The organism is Paenibacillus solanacearum (assembly GCF_910593845.1).
Lineage (GTDB): Bacteria > Bacillota > Bacilli > Paenibacillales > NBRC-103111 > Paenibacillus_G > Paenibacillus_G solanacearum.
The window spans coordinates 13,243-31,096 of the sequence record NZ_CAJVAS010000027.1; the positions used below are offsets into that span (position 1 = coordinate 13,243).

Consider the following 17,854-nt stretch of genomic DNA (forward strand, 5'->3'; position numbering starts at 1 on the left):
AGATCAAGTAAACTCGCTCGCATCCGGAAGCAATCTGCGTATGTATTCCTTAGGCGAGCAATGGTTGTACCTTTTAAATAAATCGTAGAAATGCGTCATATTTACAAAGCCGACCATTTCGGCTACTTGCGTAATATTGATCTTTTCCGTAAGCAACAGGCGCTCGGCCTTTTTGATTCGCTGAATGTTGACATAATCAACGAAGGACATGCCGACCATCTTTTTAAAATATTTCGAAAAGTAATGATAACTCATATTTACCATCTGACTGACGGTTTCCATTTCGATATTTTCTTGCAGATGGCGCTCTACATAATCGATAACCGGACGCAGATTGTACGCTGGCGGGACCTTGTTGGTCTTCGGCGCTTCATTGGGGCCGCAGCGCAGCAAAAGGAGCAGCAGCTGCTTTACTTGAAGCTGGATGGCGAGTTCATAGCCGACCGTTTTTTGTTCCATTTCGTCGTAAATGGACTTCATATGCTGTCCCAGCGAAATTCGCAATTCCTCGTTCTGCCGAAGCGTCTCGTTCAACTGACTGAGCGGTCCGGTGATTTCGTAGAAAAAATGATAATACGTCATTAATGACGGATCGAAATAGGGCTGCAGGTCGAAATGCAAAATTAAATATGTTGTAGCGTCTCCGTCGGCGCACCAGCTGCAGTGCGGCTGAGACGAACCTACGATCAATGCTTCTCCAGGCTCCAACCGATACTGCTTGTCTTGAATCTGTTTCCCGAGTACCCCCTCCAGAACATAGGCGAACTCAAGCTCTCTGTGGTAATGCCACCGCTTTTTCTGCTGTCTCCGTTTTTCCCGCTTTCGAATTTGAATGCACAACATGAGGTTCTGGTAGGGGATCACTTCATCGAACATTTCGATGTTCATCTCGATCCTTCCCCTCGTTTGGATTTTGGACAAAAACCGATATAAACAAGATAAATGCCGACATACAGCGGGCAAGGTAATCATTGTATGCTTATTTCTGTAGCGCGTTGTCTTTATTATAGTAGTCCCGGTTAGAAACAATCAATCGAACCGTACGAAGGGGGGCATAGGCCAGGTTTGCAAAACAATCCGCTTGAAACAAGGGGGGCTTACCGGTGTTCAGACCGAAGTTTATTTGCAAGCTGTTGATCGTATGCTTTGTTACATTGTCTGTTTTAATCGGTTGCAGCGGCACGCCGCGTCCGGGGAATGAAAGTACCGGGCCGGGTACGGCCGACAAAGCCGGCGTACCGGGACCATACACAGGGGGACCGGTAGAGCTGCTGATCAAGGATGTGAATACAGCGATTTTCACCGATCAAGACATCCAAAAAGTGATGATGCAGGCGGTGAAGGCAAAATATCCTGAGATTACCCTTCGGATCGTAAATGACAAAATCGAGGATATGATCGCCTCCGGTTCGCCTCCTGACATGGTAGCGCTCAGCCACAGCCAATTGGCAAATTACAAATCGCTGGATCTTCCGGACGACCTGCGCATGTGGATCAAACAGAGAAATATCGATTTAACGTCGCTGGATCCGGTTGTTATGAACGCGATCAAAGACTTCGGGCCCAGCGGCGAAATATTCGGATTACCGTTCGGTATGAATCATGGCGCGCTCATCTACAACAAGGATATCTTCGACAAGTTCGGCCTTCCCTACCCTAAGGATTCGCTGGCATGGGAGGAGGTGGTCGAGATGAACCGGCGTCTGACCCGTCTGGAAGGCGGAGTTCAATACATTGGAGCTGCAACCAGCTCTTTTCTTAATATGACACGTCAATACGGGTTGTCGCTCGTCGACGAGAAGAATGAGAAGGCGGTTCTTACCTCCGACGGCTTCCGGCATGTATTCGGTCTGATGCAGCAGTTGTTCCAGGCCCCGGGCTATGTGCAAAACAGCAATTATACGTATAAGAACACCGATTTTTATAGAGATCAAACCTTGGTCATGCAAGCCAACTGGATTGCCGCGGTGGCGGGCGATATAAAAAAATTGAAGCCGCCGTTCAAGTGGGATCTCACCGCGTTTCCTGTTTATAAGGACCGTCCCGCAGTAGGCAACCCTGTCGACTTTCATATGTTGGCCGTTTCCAAAACAAGCAAGCACAAGGATGCCGCGATCCGCGTGCTGGAAACGCTGTTATCCAAGGAAGCTCAACTCGCGATTAGTAAATCCGGCCGCATTAGCGTGCTGGCCGATCCTCAGATCAAAGTGACGTTTGCGGAAGATTCAGGGATATTCACCGAAAAAAATTTGAAGGCCATCTTCAACGTATCGGCCGCTCCGTTGGTACGGTCTGATTTCTCGGAGTATAAGGACGTCATCTCCCCGTTTATTACCGACGCCGTTAAAAATATAGCTGTCAACAAAGCGGATATCAATACAGCCTTGCGGCAAGCGGAAGAGCAGGCCAATCAGAAAGTACGCAGTATGAAGGAGGCGCAGAGGTAGAATGATGCCGCGCAAATTTAAGGGGGATTTTTCGATGAACCATCGCGAGTGCTGCAAAGTATGAAACGATATTTGAATGATTGGGCTGCCAGAAGGGTAGAGAGACCGCTGCCCGTGTTTGCTTCCCCAGCGGAATTTACCGCATGGCGAGCTGAAAGACAAGCGAACTTCCATCGCGCATTGGGAATTGACAAGTACTTGCAAGCGGAACGAACCCCTTTAAATATTCGCGTGTCGGGGGTCATCGACGATCAGGCTTATCGTTTGGAAAAGCTGTATTATGAAAGCTTGCCAGGGCTATACGTGGCCGGTCATCTGTACATTCCGCGGGAATTATCGTCTCCGGCTCCCGGCGTTCTGTACGTTTGCGGTCATCACCGGAATCAGAAGATTCAATATCAGGATCATGCTCGACGCTTGGCGCAGCTTGGTTTTGTAACGCTCATTATCGATACGGTGCAAAACGGAGAAGTGTTCGGCGAACATCATGGAACCTACTCGCGAGGTTGGTTCGATTGGGTTAGCAAAGGATACACTCCGGCGGCGATCGAGGTATGGAATGCGATTCGCGGGCTGGACCTGCTGAGCGCTCGGGATGAAGTGGATGAACAGCGACTGGGCGTCACCGGCCATTCCGGAGGCGGCTCGATCAGCTGGTGGACGATGTGTGCCGACGATCGCGTAAAGGCGATTGCCGCTTCATCCGGCACGGGGCATGAGGCTTCCCATCTTCGAGAACGGACGCTGGATCGTCATTGCGACTGCAATTTTCCTAACAATCCTTTCGGGTGGTCGCTGATTGAACAATATGCGCTGGCAGCACCTCGGCCTGTGCTGATTGTAGCCCCGGATCGCGATGCGGTTTTTCAGATTGACTCGGTCGAGGACGTCTTTGGCCGGTTAAAAGGTTTATATGCAAGCCTGGGTGCGGAAGACCGGCTGAAATTATTTGCCTTTCGCTCTGCCCATATGTATACGCCGGAATCGCGCAAGCAAATCTTCAGCTGGCTGCTGCGTCATCTCGCCGGACAGGAGGTGTCTCCCGCCGTTGTGGAGGATATCGACGGAGAACGTCTGCCGGACGAACAACTGCTCGTGTACGGGGGGCAGCCGCCGGCAGACGATCGCTCGCTTACCGTTCAGGAGTGGTTCATACCGGCTGCGCGTCCAGTGATGCCGGACAGCCCGCAAATGCTGGAGCAGTGTCGCGATAACCTGGTGGCGCGGTTGAGGCAGGAAAGCTTTTCGGCATTCCCGCCCGCCGCCGGCCCCTGCAAACCTGTGATTCGTCAGCGAACGTGGAACAAGCCGCAGACTAGCTGGTGGTTCCTATTCGATTACGAGGCGGAAGCGTATTGGCAGTTGCAAGGCGAGCTTCATGGGGCGGCTCCAGAGCCCGCGGAAGGATCGGCGCTTCGTCCGTTGGCGGTTACCTTGCGCATGACTGGTGATGAGCGGGGGAAGGGAGCGTTCGCATTGCTGCAGTCCGCTTCCTCCTCGTGGCTGAAAGCGCGCCTTGATCCACGGGGAACAGGCGATACCGCATGGGGGGCGGAATGGCATTGGCATATTCGTCGTGCTGCCGCTTTGCTCGGCGGTACCGTTGCTTCCATGAGGGTGTGGGATACGCTGCGGGGAATTGAGGCGCTGCGCAATATACCGGGAGTCGATTCGAAACGCATAGTGCTTTCCGGCAGCGGGGAGATGGCGGTCGTGGCCTTATATGCGGCGTTACTCGACGGAAACATTGCGGCGGTTATTTTGGATCATCCTCCCGACACACTGGACGCACCTGACGCTTCGCGAGAATCGCCGTGTTTTAAGGAAGTCATCAATGCGCTCCGGCATGCCGACTTGCCGCAAACCGCCGCTTGCCTTTGGCCCGCGAAGCTTGTCTTCGTAGGAGAATTACCCGATGGCTATCGGTTGACCCGGGACGTATATGAGCGGATGGGGGGATCGGTGCAAGTGGTTTCATGTGCCAAGGAGATCCATTTCAGCGCATTGATCTAAGTGGTGAGATGCAAGAAACATCAAGATGGGGGAGTGATTCATGTGCCATATCCATTTGCCATCATCGGTTGTCAGCATGGTCATATTTCAACGTTTATCCGGGAGATGCTCGATAGGGGGCACTCCTGCTCGGGGATATACGACGCCGGGAATCCGAAGCTGGCCAGGATGTTCTCGGAGCGGTACGGAATTCCGCTTGTGGACGAAGTGGAAACGCTGCTCGATTCCTCCGTGCAAATCATTGGTTCATCGGCGATCAACAATGAGAAGATCGACATCATAGAAATGTGCGAGCGGTATGGGAAGCATGTCATGGTGGATAAGCCGATCGTGACGGGAAGAGCGGGATTGGAACGGCTGGAAGCGGTGATCGAGCGAGGGACGATCCAAGTCGGCATGTTGTTGACGGAGCGCTTCCGGCCGGCTGTACATGCGTTGAAGCAGAAAATCGCGGCGGGGGAACTGGGCGATATCGTCAGTATCTCCATGCGCAAGCCGCATAATCTGAAGCCGGCCTCGCGTCACGCATGGCATTTTTCCAGCGAGACGAACGGCGGCATTATCGTCGATCTGTTCATACATGATTTTGATTTGCTGCGCTGGTTGACCGGCCGGGAAATCGTATCGGTACAAAGCATGAAGACAAAAAACATGCTGCCGGAGTACCCGACCTTCTACGATACAGCCTGCGCACAGATTCAGTTGGAAGGCGGTATCATCGGGCAGCTGTACGCAGATTGGCATACTCCAGGGAAAAGCTGGACGTGGGGGGATTGCCGCATCTTCGTGTCCGGCACCGCAGGCTGCGCCGAGCTGAGGATGAACGGCGACCCGGCGGTGTCGGCGAAGGAGGAGCTGCTGTTCCGGATCACCCACGACGAACCGTTCGGGAAGGTGGAACCGGAAATCGTACCGGTCACGGTGAGCGGGGATTTTCTTCGTCGCATAGAAGGCCAACCCGGAATTATTACGCATCGCGATGTGCTGCTTGCGAGCCGAGCGTCGGTGGAAGCGGACGAGAACGCGGTCGTGATCGATAATACCGCGACCGTTCATACGAAGTAACCCTTACCGCTGGAGCCATTCGAACATAACGGAGGATGAACATGGGAAGAGACACGAAAGTACGCTTTGCCGTCGTCGGCTGCGGAGGCATTTCAAAAACGCATCTGAAGGGGATTGCCGCTGCGGAGGAAGCCGAGCTGGCTGCCGTGTGCGATGTGAGCGAGGAACGTGCCAGGGAGACGGCGCAGCAGTATGGCGTGCAGGCCTATACAAGCTATGAGGAGATGCTGAAGCGGGGCGATATCGATGTCGTTAACATTTGTACCCCAAGCGGTATGCACCCCGAGCAGACGGTCATGGCGGCAGAGGCCGGTAAGCACGTGATTAGCGAGAAGCCGATGGCGATCCGCCTCGACGACGCGGTCCGGATGATCGAAGCCTGCAAGAAAAATCGTGTGAAGCTGGCTACCATCTTCCCGCGCCGCATGTCGCCCGCATCGAAGTTCGTGAAACGGCTGCTGGAGGAAGGCAGGCTCGGCAAAATCAGCTTATGCGCGGGCTATGTGAAATTTTACCGGAATCAAGCCTACTATGATAAGGCCGGCTGGAGAGGCACTTGGGCTGTGGATGGTGGAGGCGCAATGATGAACCAGGGGATTCATACAATCGACTTGCTGCAATGGCTTGCCGGCCCGGTTGAATCGCTATATGGTTACGCCCGCAATGTGCTGCGCAATATCGAGGTCGAAGATACGGCGGTAACCTCGCTGCAATTCAAAAGCGGCGCGCTCGGATCGATTGAGGCGACGACGACCGCATACAAGCAGCCGGATCACAGGATCGTCATTCATGGCGATAAAGGGACGATCATTCTCACCGGCGATCAGATTACTGCGCTGGACATCATGGACGAAGAAGTGGACATCCCGCAGTTCGAGCCATTCTCCGTCATCCCGGATGGCCATGCCGCGCAAATCCGCGATATGGCGCTGGCAGTGCTCGAAGGACGGGACCCCATCGTCACCGGAGAAGACGGCGTACACTCGCTCGAAATTATTCTCGGCGCCTATGAATCGCAGCGCAGCCGCAAAGAAATTTGGCTGGGCCGAGCGCGTTAATCGGCTGTAAGCCAGCTGATGGATGCCGGCGTCGGCATCGAGCCGTAGAAATACAAACCCCAAAGCCATCGGTTGCCAATCGCCGATGGTTTGGGGGTTTCTCTGCTCAATACCCGTCCGTACGTTGCCCTGCGCTCTGCGCCATAGCGGCGCCTTCCCTTGCGGAGTCTGAGGCGATATGATTCGGATCGGCTTTCGCCTGAGCCAGCCCTTCCGCGACGCGCCGGCCGTAATCGGGATCGGCCTTGGTGAAGTGGTCGATCATGTTTTGCTGGATCACCGGCTTGCACACCTTCAGCCCGTCGACTAGGTTGCGAATCAACTCGTCGCGTTCCCAATCCTCGAACTTGCGGTACGTGTCGCCGGCTTGCTGGAAGTCGTTCGGCCGGCTTATTTTTTCGCGGACGAGCTTGTCGTTATACAATGGCTGATGCTCTTGGCCTGCCGGAGGCGCCTCCTTCAACCCGCCAAGCGAGGAAGGCTCGTAGTTGACGTGCGGGTTCTGGCTGGAAGCGCGGTCGACTATAAACGCCATTTGCCCGTCGCGCTGGTTCGTCGCAACATGCGTCTTCGGGGCGTTGATCGGCAGCTGGAGGTAGTTCGTGCCTACCCGGTAACGCTGCGTATCGGAGTAGGAGAACGTACGTCCCTGGAGCAGCTTGTCGTCTGAGAAGTCGAGGCCGTCGACCAGTACCCCCGTACCGAAAGCAGCCTGCTCGACCTCGGCAAAATAGTTTTCCGGATTGCGGTCCAGTACCATTTTGCCGACGGGTAGGAACGGGAACTGCTCGTGATCCCACAGCTTCGTCGGATCGAGCGGATCAAAGTCCAGCTCGGGATGCTCGTCGTCGCTCATGATCTGCACGCACAGCTCCCATTCCGGATAATCGCCCCGCTCGATCGCTTCGTACAAGTCCTGCGTCGCATGGCTTGTCGTCTTCGCCTGGATGGCGTCCGCCTCCTGCTGCGTCAAGTTTTTAATCCCCTGCTTCAGCGGCTCCCAGTGGTATTTCACGAGCACCGCTTCCCCGGCCTGGTTAACCCACTTGTACGTGTTCACGCCGGAGCCTTGCATTTGCCGGTAGTTGGCCGGAATGCCCCAGGGTGAATGCAGAAAAGTAACCATATGCGTCGCTTCTGGCGAATTCGAGACGAAATCGAAAAACCGCTCCGGATTTTGCAGGTTCGTGACCGGATCGGGACGGAACGCATGAACCATGTCCGGAAACTTGAGCGGATCGCGGATAAAAAAGATTTTCAAATTATTGCCGACCAGATCCCAGTTGCCGTCCTCGGTATAAAACTTGGCAGCGAAGCCGCGCGGATCGCGAAACGTCTCCGGCGAGTGGCCTCCGTGTACGACCGTAGAGAATCGGACGAATACGGGAGTCCGTTTCCCGGCCTCCTGAAACAGCTTGGCCCGCGTGTACTTGGCGACCGGCTCGTTCCCGACCTTGCCATACGCTTCAAAGTAGCCGTGAGCGCCGGCGCCGCGGGCGTGCACGATCCGTTCCGGAATGCGCTCCCGGTCGAAATGCGAAATCTTCTCGATAAAATGGTAGTTTTCCAACGTGGACGGGCCGCGATTGCCGATGGTGCGAATGTTTTGATTATCGGATATCGGATGACCTTGCCGATTCGTTAACGTCAACTCTTGCGTGTCCTTCTCCATGCTGCTCGAATAGGCCTCCCTTCAAATGTCATCTAGTACGGTTTGTCAGGGAAAGGAAAAGTATACATGCGTTATATAAAAAATGGTTTGGACCACGCTATTAATGTAATGTATTTGTAATATTTAATGACAAAATACTTATAAATAGATTGGTAAATAACCGTATAAGGTCAGTATTATACAAAAATTTATAAAAATATTGTAATGTTATCTAACATAATATTATAATATTGATAGATTTATATATATTGGTGTTATTTAATATTACATTAGCGAGAGCGATTACCGACTTGCATTGAGGAGGAACCACCGTGCGATCATCGAAATTCATTGTATGCAAGACCCGTTTGGCATTTTTGCTGCTAGCCGTAACTTTGCTGTTTTCACAGGCGCAGGCGGCGAGCGCGTTAGCGGCGGTAACCGGAGAGGGTGGGTATCTGAAACGACTGGAACTGGTGCTGCAGCCGATCATCGAAGCGGCCCGTCAGGACGGGATCGACGTGTCGGTCGCAGTAAAAGACTTAAGTGGGACGTATGGGAACGATACCGCCCGGCTCGGCTCGCAGGATGCCTATGTTGCGGCCAGCACGATCAAGCTTGCGATCGTGTCGCTGCTCATGCAGCAGGTTGAAGCGGGGCGCTTATCGCTGGACCAAAACATTACCGTCACACCCGCCAGCGTAGTCGGCGGAGCGGGGTCGCTGCAAAGCGAAACGTTTCCGCAGGAGGTGACGGTCGAGCGGCTGGCGCGGCTGATGATTACGCAGTCCGACAATACGGCGACGAACGTGCTGATCGACCTCGTCGGATTCGATAAGGTGAATGCGTTGGTCGATGGATTGGGCTTTACGGCGATGCAGCTGGGACGCAAAATGATGAATCCGGCGAAGCCGCCGGAGCAGGAAAACTACGTCAGCGCGGCGGAGCTCGTGATGCTGCTGGATAAGATTTATAAAGCCGAGCTCGTCAACGCTGCGTCGCGCGATCAAATCATCGCCTGGATGAAGGCGCAGGAAGTGAAGACCAAATTCGGAGCAGCGCTGCCGGGCAAGCCGATTGCCCACAAAACGGGTGAGCTCGGGGACGTCAGTCATGATGTCGGATACTTCCTGATTCCGGGCCGGGAGGTTGCCATCGCCGTGCTGACACGGGTGACGAGGCCGGAAGACGCGGGGCAGGCGCAGAAGCTCGGCAACCCGGTCATACAGCGGATCGCCAAGGCGGTATACAACGAGTTGTCCGATACGCCTGCTGCGGGGCACCAGCCGGCGGCGTGGCCGGAGCTGTCCATGGCGCTTCATCCGCTCATTGAGGGGGCGGCCAAGCAGGGCATCCGCGTGTCGGTGGGGATCAAGGATGTGAGCGGGCGCTCCGGCCAGCGGGAGCTGCTGCTCGGCTCCGGGCAGCCGTATATGCCGGCCAGCACGATCAAGCTGGCGCTCGTCTCCGCGCTTATGCAGCAGGTCGATGCCGGCAAGCTGTCCTTGGATCGCGCCGTAACCGTGAAGCCCGAGGATGTCGTCGGCGGCACCGGCTCGCTGCAAAAGGAAACATTCCCGCAGGAGGTGACGATCGAGCGGCTGGCGCGGCTGATGATTACGCAATCGGACAATACGGCGACGAACGTACTGATCGATGTCGTCGGCCTGGAGCAGGTAGACGCGCTGATGAACCGGTTGAATCTCAAGGTCATGCATTTGGGCCGCAAAATGTTTGCGGCGGCGCCGACGCCCGCGCAGGACAATTACATCGATGCGGCCGATCTGGTCTCGCTGCTCGAACACATATATAAAGGCACGTTTTTATCCGAAGGCTCGCGAGAACAGATCATTGCGTGGATGAAAGCGCAGGAGGTCAAGACGAAATTCGGCGCGGCGCTGCCGGATGCTCCGATTGCGCATAAGACCGGTGAGAACGCCAACGTCACGCATGACACCGGATATATTCTGATTCCTGGCAAAGAGATCGCTATCGCCGTGCTGACTGAGGTTACTACCACCGGTGATTTCGACAAGGCGCAGGCGACAGGCAACCCGGTCGTGCAGCAGATTGCGAAGACCGTGTATCGCGCCATGAGCTACGAATCCAAGTATGCCGACGTGGCGCCCGGCCATTGGGCCCGGCCGTTCATCGACGGCGCCTCCGCAGCTTCCTTGATCGATCCGGCAGCGGAGACGGCATTCCGCCCCGATGAGCCGATGGCCCGCGATGCCTGGGACGCGCTGCTCGTTCGCGCCTTCGGGCTGGAGCCTGCGACGGGTGTCGGCGGAAACGGACAAATGGGCGATGCGCCGAGCCTGAGTGCGCCGATCACCCGTGCCGAGGCCATAGTGCTGCTGGTTCGCGCCTACGAGAGCGCGAATGGGTCGATGGCCGGCGGCACGGAGCCGCTGCCCTACAGCGATGCGGGCGACATCCCTGCTGTACTGGTGCCGGCTGTAGCGAAAGCCCAGCGGATCGGCTGGGCCGAAGGCTACGCGGACGGCAGCTTCCGTCCGAACGATGCCGTCACGCGCGCCGAGGCCGCAGCGTTGATCGCCCGCGCGCAGGGAAGGTAAGCAAGCGCAGGGTTTCCGCAGTGTGCCGATCCGGGTGATTGCATCCGCGGAGGAAGAATAAATCGCGCCTCATCTCCGAATAATAAGCAAAAAATGGAGAGCGGGGCGTTTTATTCGTGGAAATGATCAAACCGATGAAATCGAATCGAGCCGCAACGACGAAGAACGACCGTGATGACCAGTTGACGGCGGCCGAGATCGGGAAGCTGTGGGCTACTTATATGGGAAATACAATGGCCTCCTGTGTGCTCCGCTACTATTTGCAAAATGTGGACGACTCGGACATTCGCAGCATATTGGATGAGGCGGTTCAACTGACGGAGCGGTTTACGAAGTCGATTGACGACATTTTTACCCGGGCCCATTATCCGATGCCGATCGGATTTACGGAGAAGGACGTCAGCCTGAACGCGCCCCGGTTATTCGCCGACGAGCTGTATCTTCATTATTTAATCTATGTCGGCAAAGCAGGCATGAGCATATACAGCGCAGCAATCCCGCTGATGGTCAGGTCGGATGTCCGCGAATTTTTTACGAGCGGGTTGAACGATACGGTTAAGCTGCTGAATAGCGTCAACGTACTGCTGGAGAACAAGGGCTATTTGCAAAAGTCCCCCTATATCCCGCCGCCGAAACATCCCGAATTCGTTCGTAAAAAAAGCTACATGAATGGCTTCTTCGGGAATGTCAGGCCGCTGCAGGCGCTGGAAATTACACATCTGTTCGACAGTATTGAGAACAATACGATCAGTCGAGCGGTGTTAACCGGATTTGGCCAAGTGGCCGGTCAAGAGAAGGTCAGACAATATTTCGTCAGGGGAAAAGAGCTGGCGACCCGTCATATCGATTCGTTCAGCGAGATGCTTCATAACGAAGATCTGCCATCGCCCGGGCTGCTCGATCACTTGGTGACAGAGTCGACGGTGGCTCCGTTTTCCGATCGGCTGATGGTATTCCATAAGCTCGATATGTTTACGATGCGAGTCCGCACGTACGGGAACGCGCTGTCTTTTACCGCCAGGCGGGACCTTGCGGCCTTGTTCGCGCGCTCCACGCTGGAGGTCGGCAATTATGCCGAGTCGGGGGCGGATCTTATGATCGAGCACGGCTGGCTGGAGCAGCCGCCGCAGGCGGCCGACCGGGAAGCGCTTGTGCTCAAGTAAGTCGTCCAACAACGATAACGCCGCTTTGCGAGATGTCGCGAAGCGGCGTTTTGCTGTTAGCGGGCTGTGCTGGCTGCCTCCACGCCAAGCGTTCGATCCAGCCATTCGAATACGCGGTGATTGAAATATTGCAGCGCGCCGAAGTGGCAATGCTCCTCTGCGCCTTCCTCTGTCGTGAACCGCATGAACGTCTTCGGACAGGCCAGCGCTTCGTACAGCCGTTCAGGCTGTCCGGCGAAGAAGTGATCGGCTTCCGCATCGCACACGAGTACAGGGCATTCGATAAGGTGCGCGACGCCTTCCAGTGTGACCGGCTCCGTCTTGTCAATCAGCTCGGCGACGGATGCGGCCTGATACGTGAACATCCCGTTCTCGATCGCCCAGCGGACGCCCGTGTGATGAGCCATCAATCCGCGAATGAAGCGGTCCATGTAGGCGGGATCGTCCAGATCGGCATCGTTCCCGCGATGCAGCTTGCGTCCCATCTCTCCGAACTGGTTGGAGAACAGTCCGTCATTGGCGATGCAGGCGGCGAGCCGGTGCTCGAACGCGGCGGCGCGGGGCGCCAGACAGCCGCCGAGGCTGATCCCCATCAGCGCAATCCGCTCGGTGTCGACTTCCGGCCGGCTCAGCAAGTAATCGATAACCGGCGTGACGACGTGCTCCCAATCGTGGCGGAACGGGATGCGCTGCTCGCGGATGACGGCGCCTTGCCCCGGCCCCTCGAAGGTCAGGCAGTGGTATCCCCGCTGCAGCGCGGCCGCTGCCACCTCGAAGTACAGCTCCTCTCCGGTCGAGTCGAAGCCGCCGTGAACGATCAGAACGGGCCGCGGCGTTTGATCCGCAAGGTACAAGTAACCCGGCAGCGAAGCGCCCTCATACGGAATCTCCACCTGTTCGACCCGTCCTTCCATCAGGCGCAGCGCTTCCCGGAACGTGCTGCGGCTGCTGCCCCAAGTATCGAGGATGCGCGGGTCCTGCGGATCGCCATGCAGGAAAAATTCCGCGGTGCGGTAATAATTCGAGGCCCGCAGATAGAACTCCCTTGCGCTGACCCGATTGCCTTGGTCCCGGCTCTCCACGGCCAGCCGGTGCATCCGCTCCGCGGTCTTGCGCCATTCGGTATACCAGCTGTCGAAGCAGCCTTCCTTGATGCGGTAAGCGGTAGACAGGCACTCGCCGATGTCCGCTCCACCGTAGGGGGCATAGCTTAGCGTGCGCAGCAGCTCGAAGGAAAACGTTTGGTCGTTAAAAATAAGATGCATGGTGATCGCTCCTCATAGGAAAAGTTGTGGTTGATTCATTTATAGGTTAATATTAACTTATATCAATTGTGATTATATGTCAATAATAACCTATGTTAAAATTAACTTATAATTCAATAGGGGGATGTGTAATGAGTTCCATTCAATATGTGCTGCTCAGTTTATTGGCGAGGGAGCCGCTGAGCGGATACGACATGAAGCAGCAAATCAACGGCCGGATCAGCTTCTTTTATAAAATCAGCAACAACCAGCTGTATCCAACCTTGTCCAAGCTGGAGACGGAGGAATATATCCGGCTGCAATCGCATGAGCGGGAGTCGTACCGCCCGGCCAAAAAAATATACACCATTACGGATAAAGGCTTGGATAGCTTGAAGGCATGGGTTATATCGCCGAGCGAGCCGGGGGCGTGGGACGAGTTTTTGCTCAAACAGTACAGCTCATGGCTGGTGGAGCCGGAGGTCATGATCGCCCAGTTGGTCGAGAGAAGAAAGGAGCATGAGGCGCGGCTCGAGGAATATACCGTCAAGGCGGCGTCGTTGCGCGGTCAGGAGGAGCGTATTGAGGCCGGGCATCCGCTGTTTTCGAGCATCGGCGTGATTGAGATGGGCATTTTGTTCGAGCGGGGCTATGCCGACTGGTGCGATAAAATGATCGGATGGCTTCGGGAAAATCGCATATAACGGCTCGCGGGCGACGAATCGGTTGGTGAGCAACGGGCGGTGTCCAGGGGGGGAAGCGGTGGACGAGCACGGGCGGCATGAGACGGTGGGAAGCCGTCGTCGGGCAAGGGCGATGCCAAAGGGAGAAGCGATGGCCGCTCGCGGGCGGCGTCAGACGAGGGGAGGCAGTGTTCTGGCGGCGGTGAAAATGGCGGAAGCAGTGATCGAGCGAGGGTCGTGTCAAACGGTAAGGAAGCAGCCGGGCGGGTGGAGACGCTAACCGGCTTCCGCGCCGAGGCGCGCGAGGTGCACGGCCGGGGCAGGTACGTGCGGGCGGGTATCAGGCCCGCCCCGTACCCCGACCGACCGCTGCCGAGGTCATGGCAGCCGCTCCTGCAGCGCCCCGGCGATCGCTTCGCCCATTTGCGCGGTTCCCAGCAGCTTGGCGGGATCGTCTGCGCCTTCGCGGAACAAATCCCGCGTGCGGTAGCCTAGCTCCAGCGTTCGCCGGACGGCGTGCTCGATGCGAACCGCCAAGGCTTCTTCGCCGAACGTGTAGCGCAGCATCAAGGCGGCGCACAGAATGGCGCTGATCGGATTGGCGATCTGCCGCCCGGCAATGCCGGGAGCGGAGCCGTGTATCGGCTCATACAATCCGAACGGCCCGTCTCCGAGACTGGCGGAAGGGAACAGCCCGATCGACCCGGACAATACGGACGCTTCGTCCGATAAGATATCGCCGAACAGATTGCTCGTCAGAATGACGTCGAATTGCCGCGGGTTAATGATGAGCTGCATGGCGGCGTTATCAACATGCATATAATCGAGATCCACCTCGGAATACGAAGCGGCGGTTTCGGCAACGACCTCCCGCCACAGCACGCTGCTTTTCAACACGTTCGATTTTGCGACCAAGGTCACTTTGTTTCTTCTCGATTTGGCGTATTCGAAAGCCCGGATCGCAATGCGCCGAATTTCCGATTCAGCGTACGCTTCGACATCGGAGTAGACCCGTTCGCCCTCGACCACGCGAGCTTGCTTCTCGCCAAAGTAGATCCCGGAAATCAGCTCGCGGACGATCAACAGGTCGACGCCCTTCACTACGTGCCCCTTGACCGGGGACAAATCCAGCAGCGAATCGAATACTTTCGTTTCCCGCAAATTCGTGTATAACCCGAAGTGCTGGCGGAGCGGCAAGATCGCCTCCTGTTCCACGCCGGACCATTTCGGCGAAGCGAGCGCTTCCGGCGGCCCGCCGAACGGGCCCTTCAGCAAAGCGTCGCACGTCTCCGCCAGACGCAGTGTGCTTGCGGGGAGGTGGCAGCCGTATTTGTCGTATGCCTGCCCGCCGGCCTCCAGGGGCACGATGTCAAAGGCAAGCTGCGTATGCTCCCCGGCGGCACGCAGCACGCGCAGCGCTTCCTTCATGATTTCCGGTCCGATATAGTCGCCTTCGAGCACGCCGATTCGCTTCATATCCATGTGGATCGCCTCCCGTATGAGTGACTGTCTTGTAGCGATTGTAACGGAAGTAGACTTATTGGTAAAATATATGACACATATAAAATATATAGAAATTACCTATAAACGAAACATTCGCCCCCAGGGGGTCCGACCGGCCCCGCGCAGCAGCTCAACATGCGTTCAGGATTTGTGCGCATTAGAAGCGCTCTGGCGGTGAAACAGAACGGAGGGACAAGCATGGAGCCGTACACGCGGCGGGTCGTGGATATTATCCAGCGCATCCCCGAAGGGTATGTCATGACGTACGGACAAATTGCCGCGCTGGCCGGCAGCCCCAGAGGCGCGAGGCAGGTGGTGCGGATATTGCATTCGCTCAGCCGGGCGCACCGGCTGCCCTGGCATCGCGTCGTGAACGTGAAGGGCGAGATTGCGCTCACGGACGACGAATCGCGGATGAAGCAAATGCATTTTCTGCAAAGCGAGGGCGTAGAGGTCAGCAGGGACGGACGCATCGATCTGGAGCGGTACCGGTTTATTCCCGGCGAACCGGACGGTGATGTCCCTAGCGCGTAAGTCTGGAATGCGACGGGGAATGGATGACAATGGTAAAAGAAAGCTTCATTTTGCGGCGGCAAAAGCCGACAACATAATAGAAGCGGCAAAGCGAAGCAGGCCGGGGAACGTCTACCGGCCTCACAGCAGCAGCCCGAACGAGACGAAACAAGATCCATCGAACGGTCATAATGCGGTGTGACCGATGCAAAGGAGGACCCATCGATGAACAAATGGTATGCCATCGCGCTGTCGGCTTGCTTAATGTCGTCCGTGCTGGCGCTGCCTGGTGCTGCATCCGCGGCGGCGGCGGAGAAGCCGGTGCGCGTGTTTTTGGACGGCAAGCCGATCAAATTCGAAGCGCCGCCGCTCGTCGAGGATGGAACGACGCTGGTGCAGTTCCGGCCCATCTTCGAAAAGCTCGGCCTGCGGATCGGCTGGAACGAGGATACGCAGACGGTCACCGGGACAAGGGACGATCTGATGATCAAGCTGATCATCGACGATACCGGCGCTTACGTGAACGAGCGGCCAACGGAGCTTGAGCTGCCTCCGCGGCTCGTGGACGGCAATACGTTCGTTCCGCTGCGATTCGTCGGGGAAGCGTCCGGCAAGGAAGTGACGTGGAACGAGAAGACGTCCACCATCTATCTCCGTACGCCGAAGAACGTCGGCAAGACGACGGATCCGTCGAAGCCGGTCAAAGGGGAGTACGCCTTCCCGGACGGCACGAAATATACGGGCCAGCTCGTCAACGGCTATCCTGAGGGTACCGGCAAGCTGTACGACGAGAAGGGCAAGCTGCTGTTCGAAGGCACGATGTCGGGCGGTCTGCCCGCCGACGGACGGCTGAGAAGCTATTACGATAACGGTCAGTTGGAGTTTAACGGGACGATCAAGGACGGCGTGTGGAGCGGATCGGTCAAGCAGTACATGACAAGCGGCAGCCTGATGTTCGACGGTACGTACGTGAACGGCGAACGCGAGAAAGGGACGCTTTACTCCGAGACCGGCGACAAATATGTCGGCCCATTCGATAATGACCTGCCCAACGGCACGGGCAAGATCACGTACGACAGCGGCGACGTGTACGAGGGGGATGTCGTGGACGGCGTGCGCGAAGGCAAAGGGACGTATACGACGGCCAAAGGCGAGAAGGTGGTCGGCGAGTTCAAGAATAACACGTTGAACGGTCTGGTCTCTCATTACGACAGGAAAGGCACGCTGCTTTCCGTAAGCGAGTATTCCAACGACATCCTGATTAGCAAAGTGGATATGACCAGCGAGAGCAGTACGCTGCCGAACACGAACACGACGACGCAGCCCGCTCCGCTGAAGATCGAGAACGAGCGCCACGATAAGGCGATCAGTCTGCTCAAAACGCAGTACAACGAGAACAAAAAGAAGGTAGAGAACCAGATCGCCCAAATTCGCAAAAGCAATCCCGGTACATACGCAACGAAAGCGTCGTACGATCGGGCGCTCAAGGATGCCAATGCGAAGCAAGAGGAGATTCTCGAGAAAATGGGCTCGCTGCCGCTCGACAATTCCGTAACGGCCGAGGCCGCCCGCGTGGAGCTCGAGAAGCAGTTGATCGAGACGCAGGAGCTGCTCGCGCAAATTATTGCCAAAGGCTCGGTCCAGCAGCAAATACAGGCGCTGCGGGATCAGCTGACGCTGCTGCGGGAGAGCTATACAGAAGCTGTGAAGAGAGAGAATGAGCAGCATGCCGAGATGGTGAAAAAACTGAAGTAGCTTCCGGACTTGTCCGGGGCGCGACGATACGACGCCTGTATATCAAGTACAGGCGTTTTTTTACGGCCGGCGCTTGCATCTTTTGACAATGAGATCGTCATAGTTAATTCGGCGGACCCATGCTATACTTAAGCCCTGCGGCACATTTTACGGCAGAGGGATGAGAAGAGAAGGTGCGCC

The 17,854-nt window shown here is 56.3% G+C and carries 13 protein-coding genes and 1 pseudogene; 10 read left to right on the top strand and 4 right to left on the bottom strand.

What is annotated here, in order from left to right:
* Window positions 1–3: 3 nt before the first annotated feature.
* On the bottom strand, window positions 4–888 hold the full coding sequence (locus KXG62_RS23095; RefSeq protein WP_218094382.1) for an AraC family transcriptional regulator: 885 nt from the start codon (window positions 886–888) through the stop codon (window positions 4–6).
* A gap of 215 nt (window positions 889–1,103) precedes the next feature.
* On the opposite strand from KXG62_RS23095, the gene KXG62_RS23100 reads away from it, so the two are divergent.
* From KXG62_RS23100 to KXG62_RS23115, 4 genes are read left to right on the top strand one after another with little or no spacing between them, the layout of a single operon-like run.
* A complete protein-coding gene (locus tag KXG62_RS23100) occupies window positions 1,104–2,447 on the top strand; it encodes an ABC transporter substrate-binding protein (protein ID WP_218094383.1) in 1,344 nt (447 codons plus the stop codon).
* A 60-nt stretch (window positions 2,448–2,507) separates the two neighbouring features.
* Entirely contained in the window at window positions 2,508–4,460 is a 1,953-nt protein-coding gene (locus tag KXG62_RS23105) for an alpha/beta hydrolase family protein (protein WP_218094384.1), read from the top strand.
* Window positions 4,461–4,502: 42 nt separating this feature from the next.
* Window positions 4,503–5,525: a Gfo/Idh/MocA family protein gene (locus KXG62_RS23110; RefSeq protein ID WP_246627603.1), complete on the top strand. Its 1,023-nt coding sequence runs from the start codon at window positions 4,503–4,505 to the stop codon at window positions 5,523–5,525.
* Window positions 5,526–5,566: 41 nt separating this feature from the next.
* Window positions 5,567–6,583, top strand: coding sequence for a Gfo/Idh/MocA family protein (locus KXG62_RS23115; protein WP_218094385.1), 1,017 nt, complete (start codon window positions 5,567–5,569; stop codon window positions 6,581–6,583).
* Window positions 6,584–6,689: 106 nt separating this feature from the next.
* On the opposite strand, the pseudogene KXG62_RS23120 reads toward KXG62_RS23115, so the two are convergent.
* Window positions 6,690–8,240: pseudogene (locus KXG62_RS23120) on the bottom strand (catalase); the annotation flags it as partial.
* A gap of 326 nt (window positions 8,241–8,566) precedes the next feature.
* Here KXG62_RS23120 and KXG62_RS23125 point away from each other — a divergent pair.
* A complete protein-coding gene (locus KXG62_RS23125) occupies window positions 8,567–10,813 on the top strand; it encodes a serine hydrolase (protein ID WP_218094387.1) in 2,247 nt (748 codons plus the stop codon).
* Window positions 10,814–10,935: 122 nt separating this feature from the next.
* Window positions 10,936–11,976 (top strand): DUF3231 family protein, encoded by a 1,041-nt coding sequence (locus KXG62_RS23130; protein ID WP_218094445.1) that lies wholly within the window; start codon window positions 10,936–10,938, stop codon window positions 11,974–11,976.
* A 56-nt stretch (window positions 11,977–12,032) separates the two neighbouring features.
* Here KXG62_RS23130 and KXG62_RS23135 read toward each other — a convergent pair whose 3' ends face one another.
* A complete protein-coding gene (locus KXG62_RS23135; RefSeq protein ID WP_218094388.1) occupies window positions 12,033–13,241 on the bottom strand; it encodes an alpha/beta hydrolase family protein in 1,209 nt (402 codons plus the stop codon).
* A 131-nt stretch (window positions 13,242–13,372) separates the two neighbouring features.
* On the opposite strand from KXG62_RS23135, the gene KXG62_RS23140 reads away from it, so the two are divergent.
* Entirely contained in the window at window positions 13,373–13,924 is a 552-nt protein-coding gene (locus KXG62_RS23140) for a PadR family transcriptional regulator (RefSeq protein WP_218094389.1), read from the top strand.
* A gap of 58 nt (window positions 13,925–13,982) precedes the next feature.
* The gene (locus KXG62_RS23145) at window positions 13,983–14,183 is read left to right on the top strand and encodes a hypothetical protein (RefSeq protein WP_218094390.1); all 201 of its coding nucleotides are present in this window, start codon (window positions 13,983–13,985) and stop codon (window positions 14,181–14,183) included.
* Window positions 14,184–14,281: 98 nt separating this feature from the next.
* On the opposite strand, the gene leuB is transcribed toward KXG62_RS23145, so the two are convergent.
* Window positions 14,282–15,385 (bottom strand): 3-isopropylmalate dehydrogenase, encoded by a 1,104-nt coding sequence (leuB, locus tag KXG62_RS23150; protein ID WP_218094391.1) that lies wholly within the window; start codon window positions 15,383–15,385, stop codon window positions 14,282–14,284.
* A gap of 219 nt (window positions 15,386–15,604) precedes the next feature.
* Here leuB and KXG62_RS23155 point away from each other — a divergent pair, with 219 nt between their 5' ends.
* The gene (locus KXG62_RS23155; protein WP_218094392.1) at window positions 15,605–15,940 is read left to right on the top strand and encodes an MGMT family protein; all 336 of its coding nucleotides are present in this window, start codon (window positions 15,605–15,607) and stop codon (window positions 15,938–15,940) included.
* A gap of 204 nt (window positions 15,941–16,144) precedes the next feature.
* Window positions 16,145–17,674, top strand: a complete 1,530-nt coding sequence (locus tag KXG62_RS23160) for a stalk domain-containing protein (RefSeq protein WP_218094393.1) — start codon at window positions 16,145–16,147, stop codon at window positions 17,672–17,674.
* The last annotated feature ends 180 nt before the right edge of the window (window positions 17,675–17,854 follow it).

What these genes read in the sequence shown, in the direction of transcription:
- KXG62_RS23160 (WP_218094393.1), top strand. Translation starts at nt 16,145, where the DNA reads ATGAACAAATGGTATGCCATCGCGCTGTCGGCTTGCTTAATGTCGTCC.
- KXG62_RS23130 (WP_218094445.1), top strand. Translation starts at nt 10,936, where the DNA reads ATGATCAAACCGATGAAATCGAATCGAGCCGCAACGACGAAGAACGAC.
- KXG62_RS23095 (WP_218094382.1), bottom strand. Translation starts at nt 888, where the DNA reads ATGAACATCGAAATGTTCGATGAAGTGATCCCCTACCAGAACCTCATG.
- KXG62_RS23140 (WP_218094389.1), top strand. Translation starts at nt 13,373, where the DNA reads ATGAGTTCCATTCAATATGTGCTGCTCAGTTTATTGGCGAGGGAGCCG.
- leuB (WP_218094391.1), bottom strand. Translation starts at nt 15,385, where the DNA reads ATGGATATGAAGCGAATCGGCGTGCTCGAAGGCGACTATATCGGACCG.
- KXG62_RS23105 (WP_218094384.1), top strand. Translation starts at nt 2,508, where the DNA reads ATGAAACGATATTTGAATGATTGGGCTGCCAGAAGGGTAGAGAGACCG.
- KXG62_RS23115 (WP_218094385.1), top strand. Translation starts at nt 5,567, where the DNA reads ATGGGAAGAGACACGAAAGTACGCTTTGCCGTCGTCGGCTGCGGAGGC.
- KXG62_RS23135 (WP_218094388.1), bottom strand. Translation starts at nt 13,241, where the DNA reads ATGCATCTTATTTTTAACGACCAAACGTTTTCCTTCGAGCTGCTGCGC.
- KXG62_RS23155 (WP_218094392.1), top strand. Translation starts at nt 15,605, where the DNA reads ATGGAGCCGTACACGCGGCGGGTCGTGGATATTATCCAGCGCATCCCC.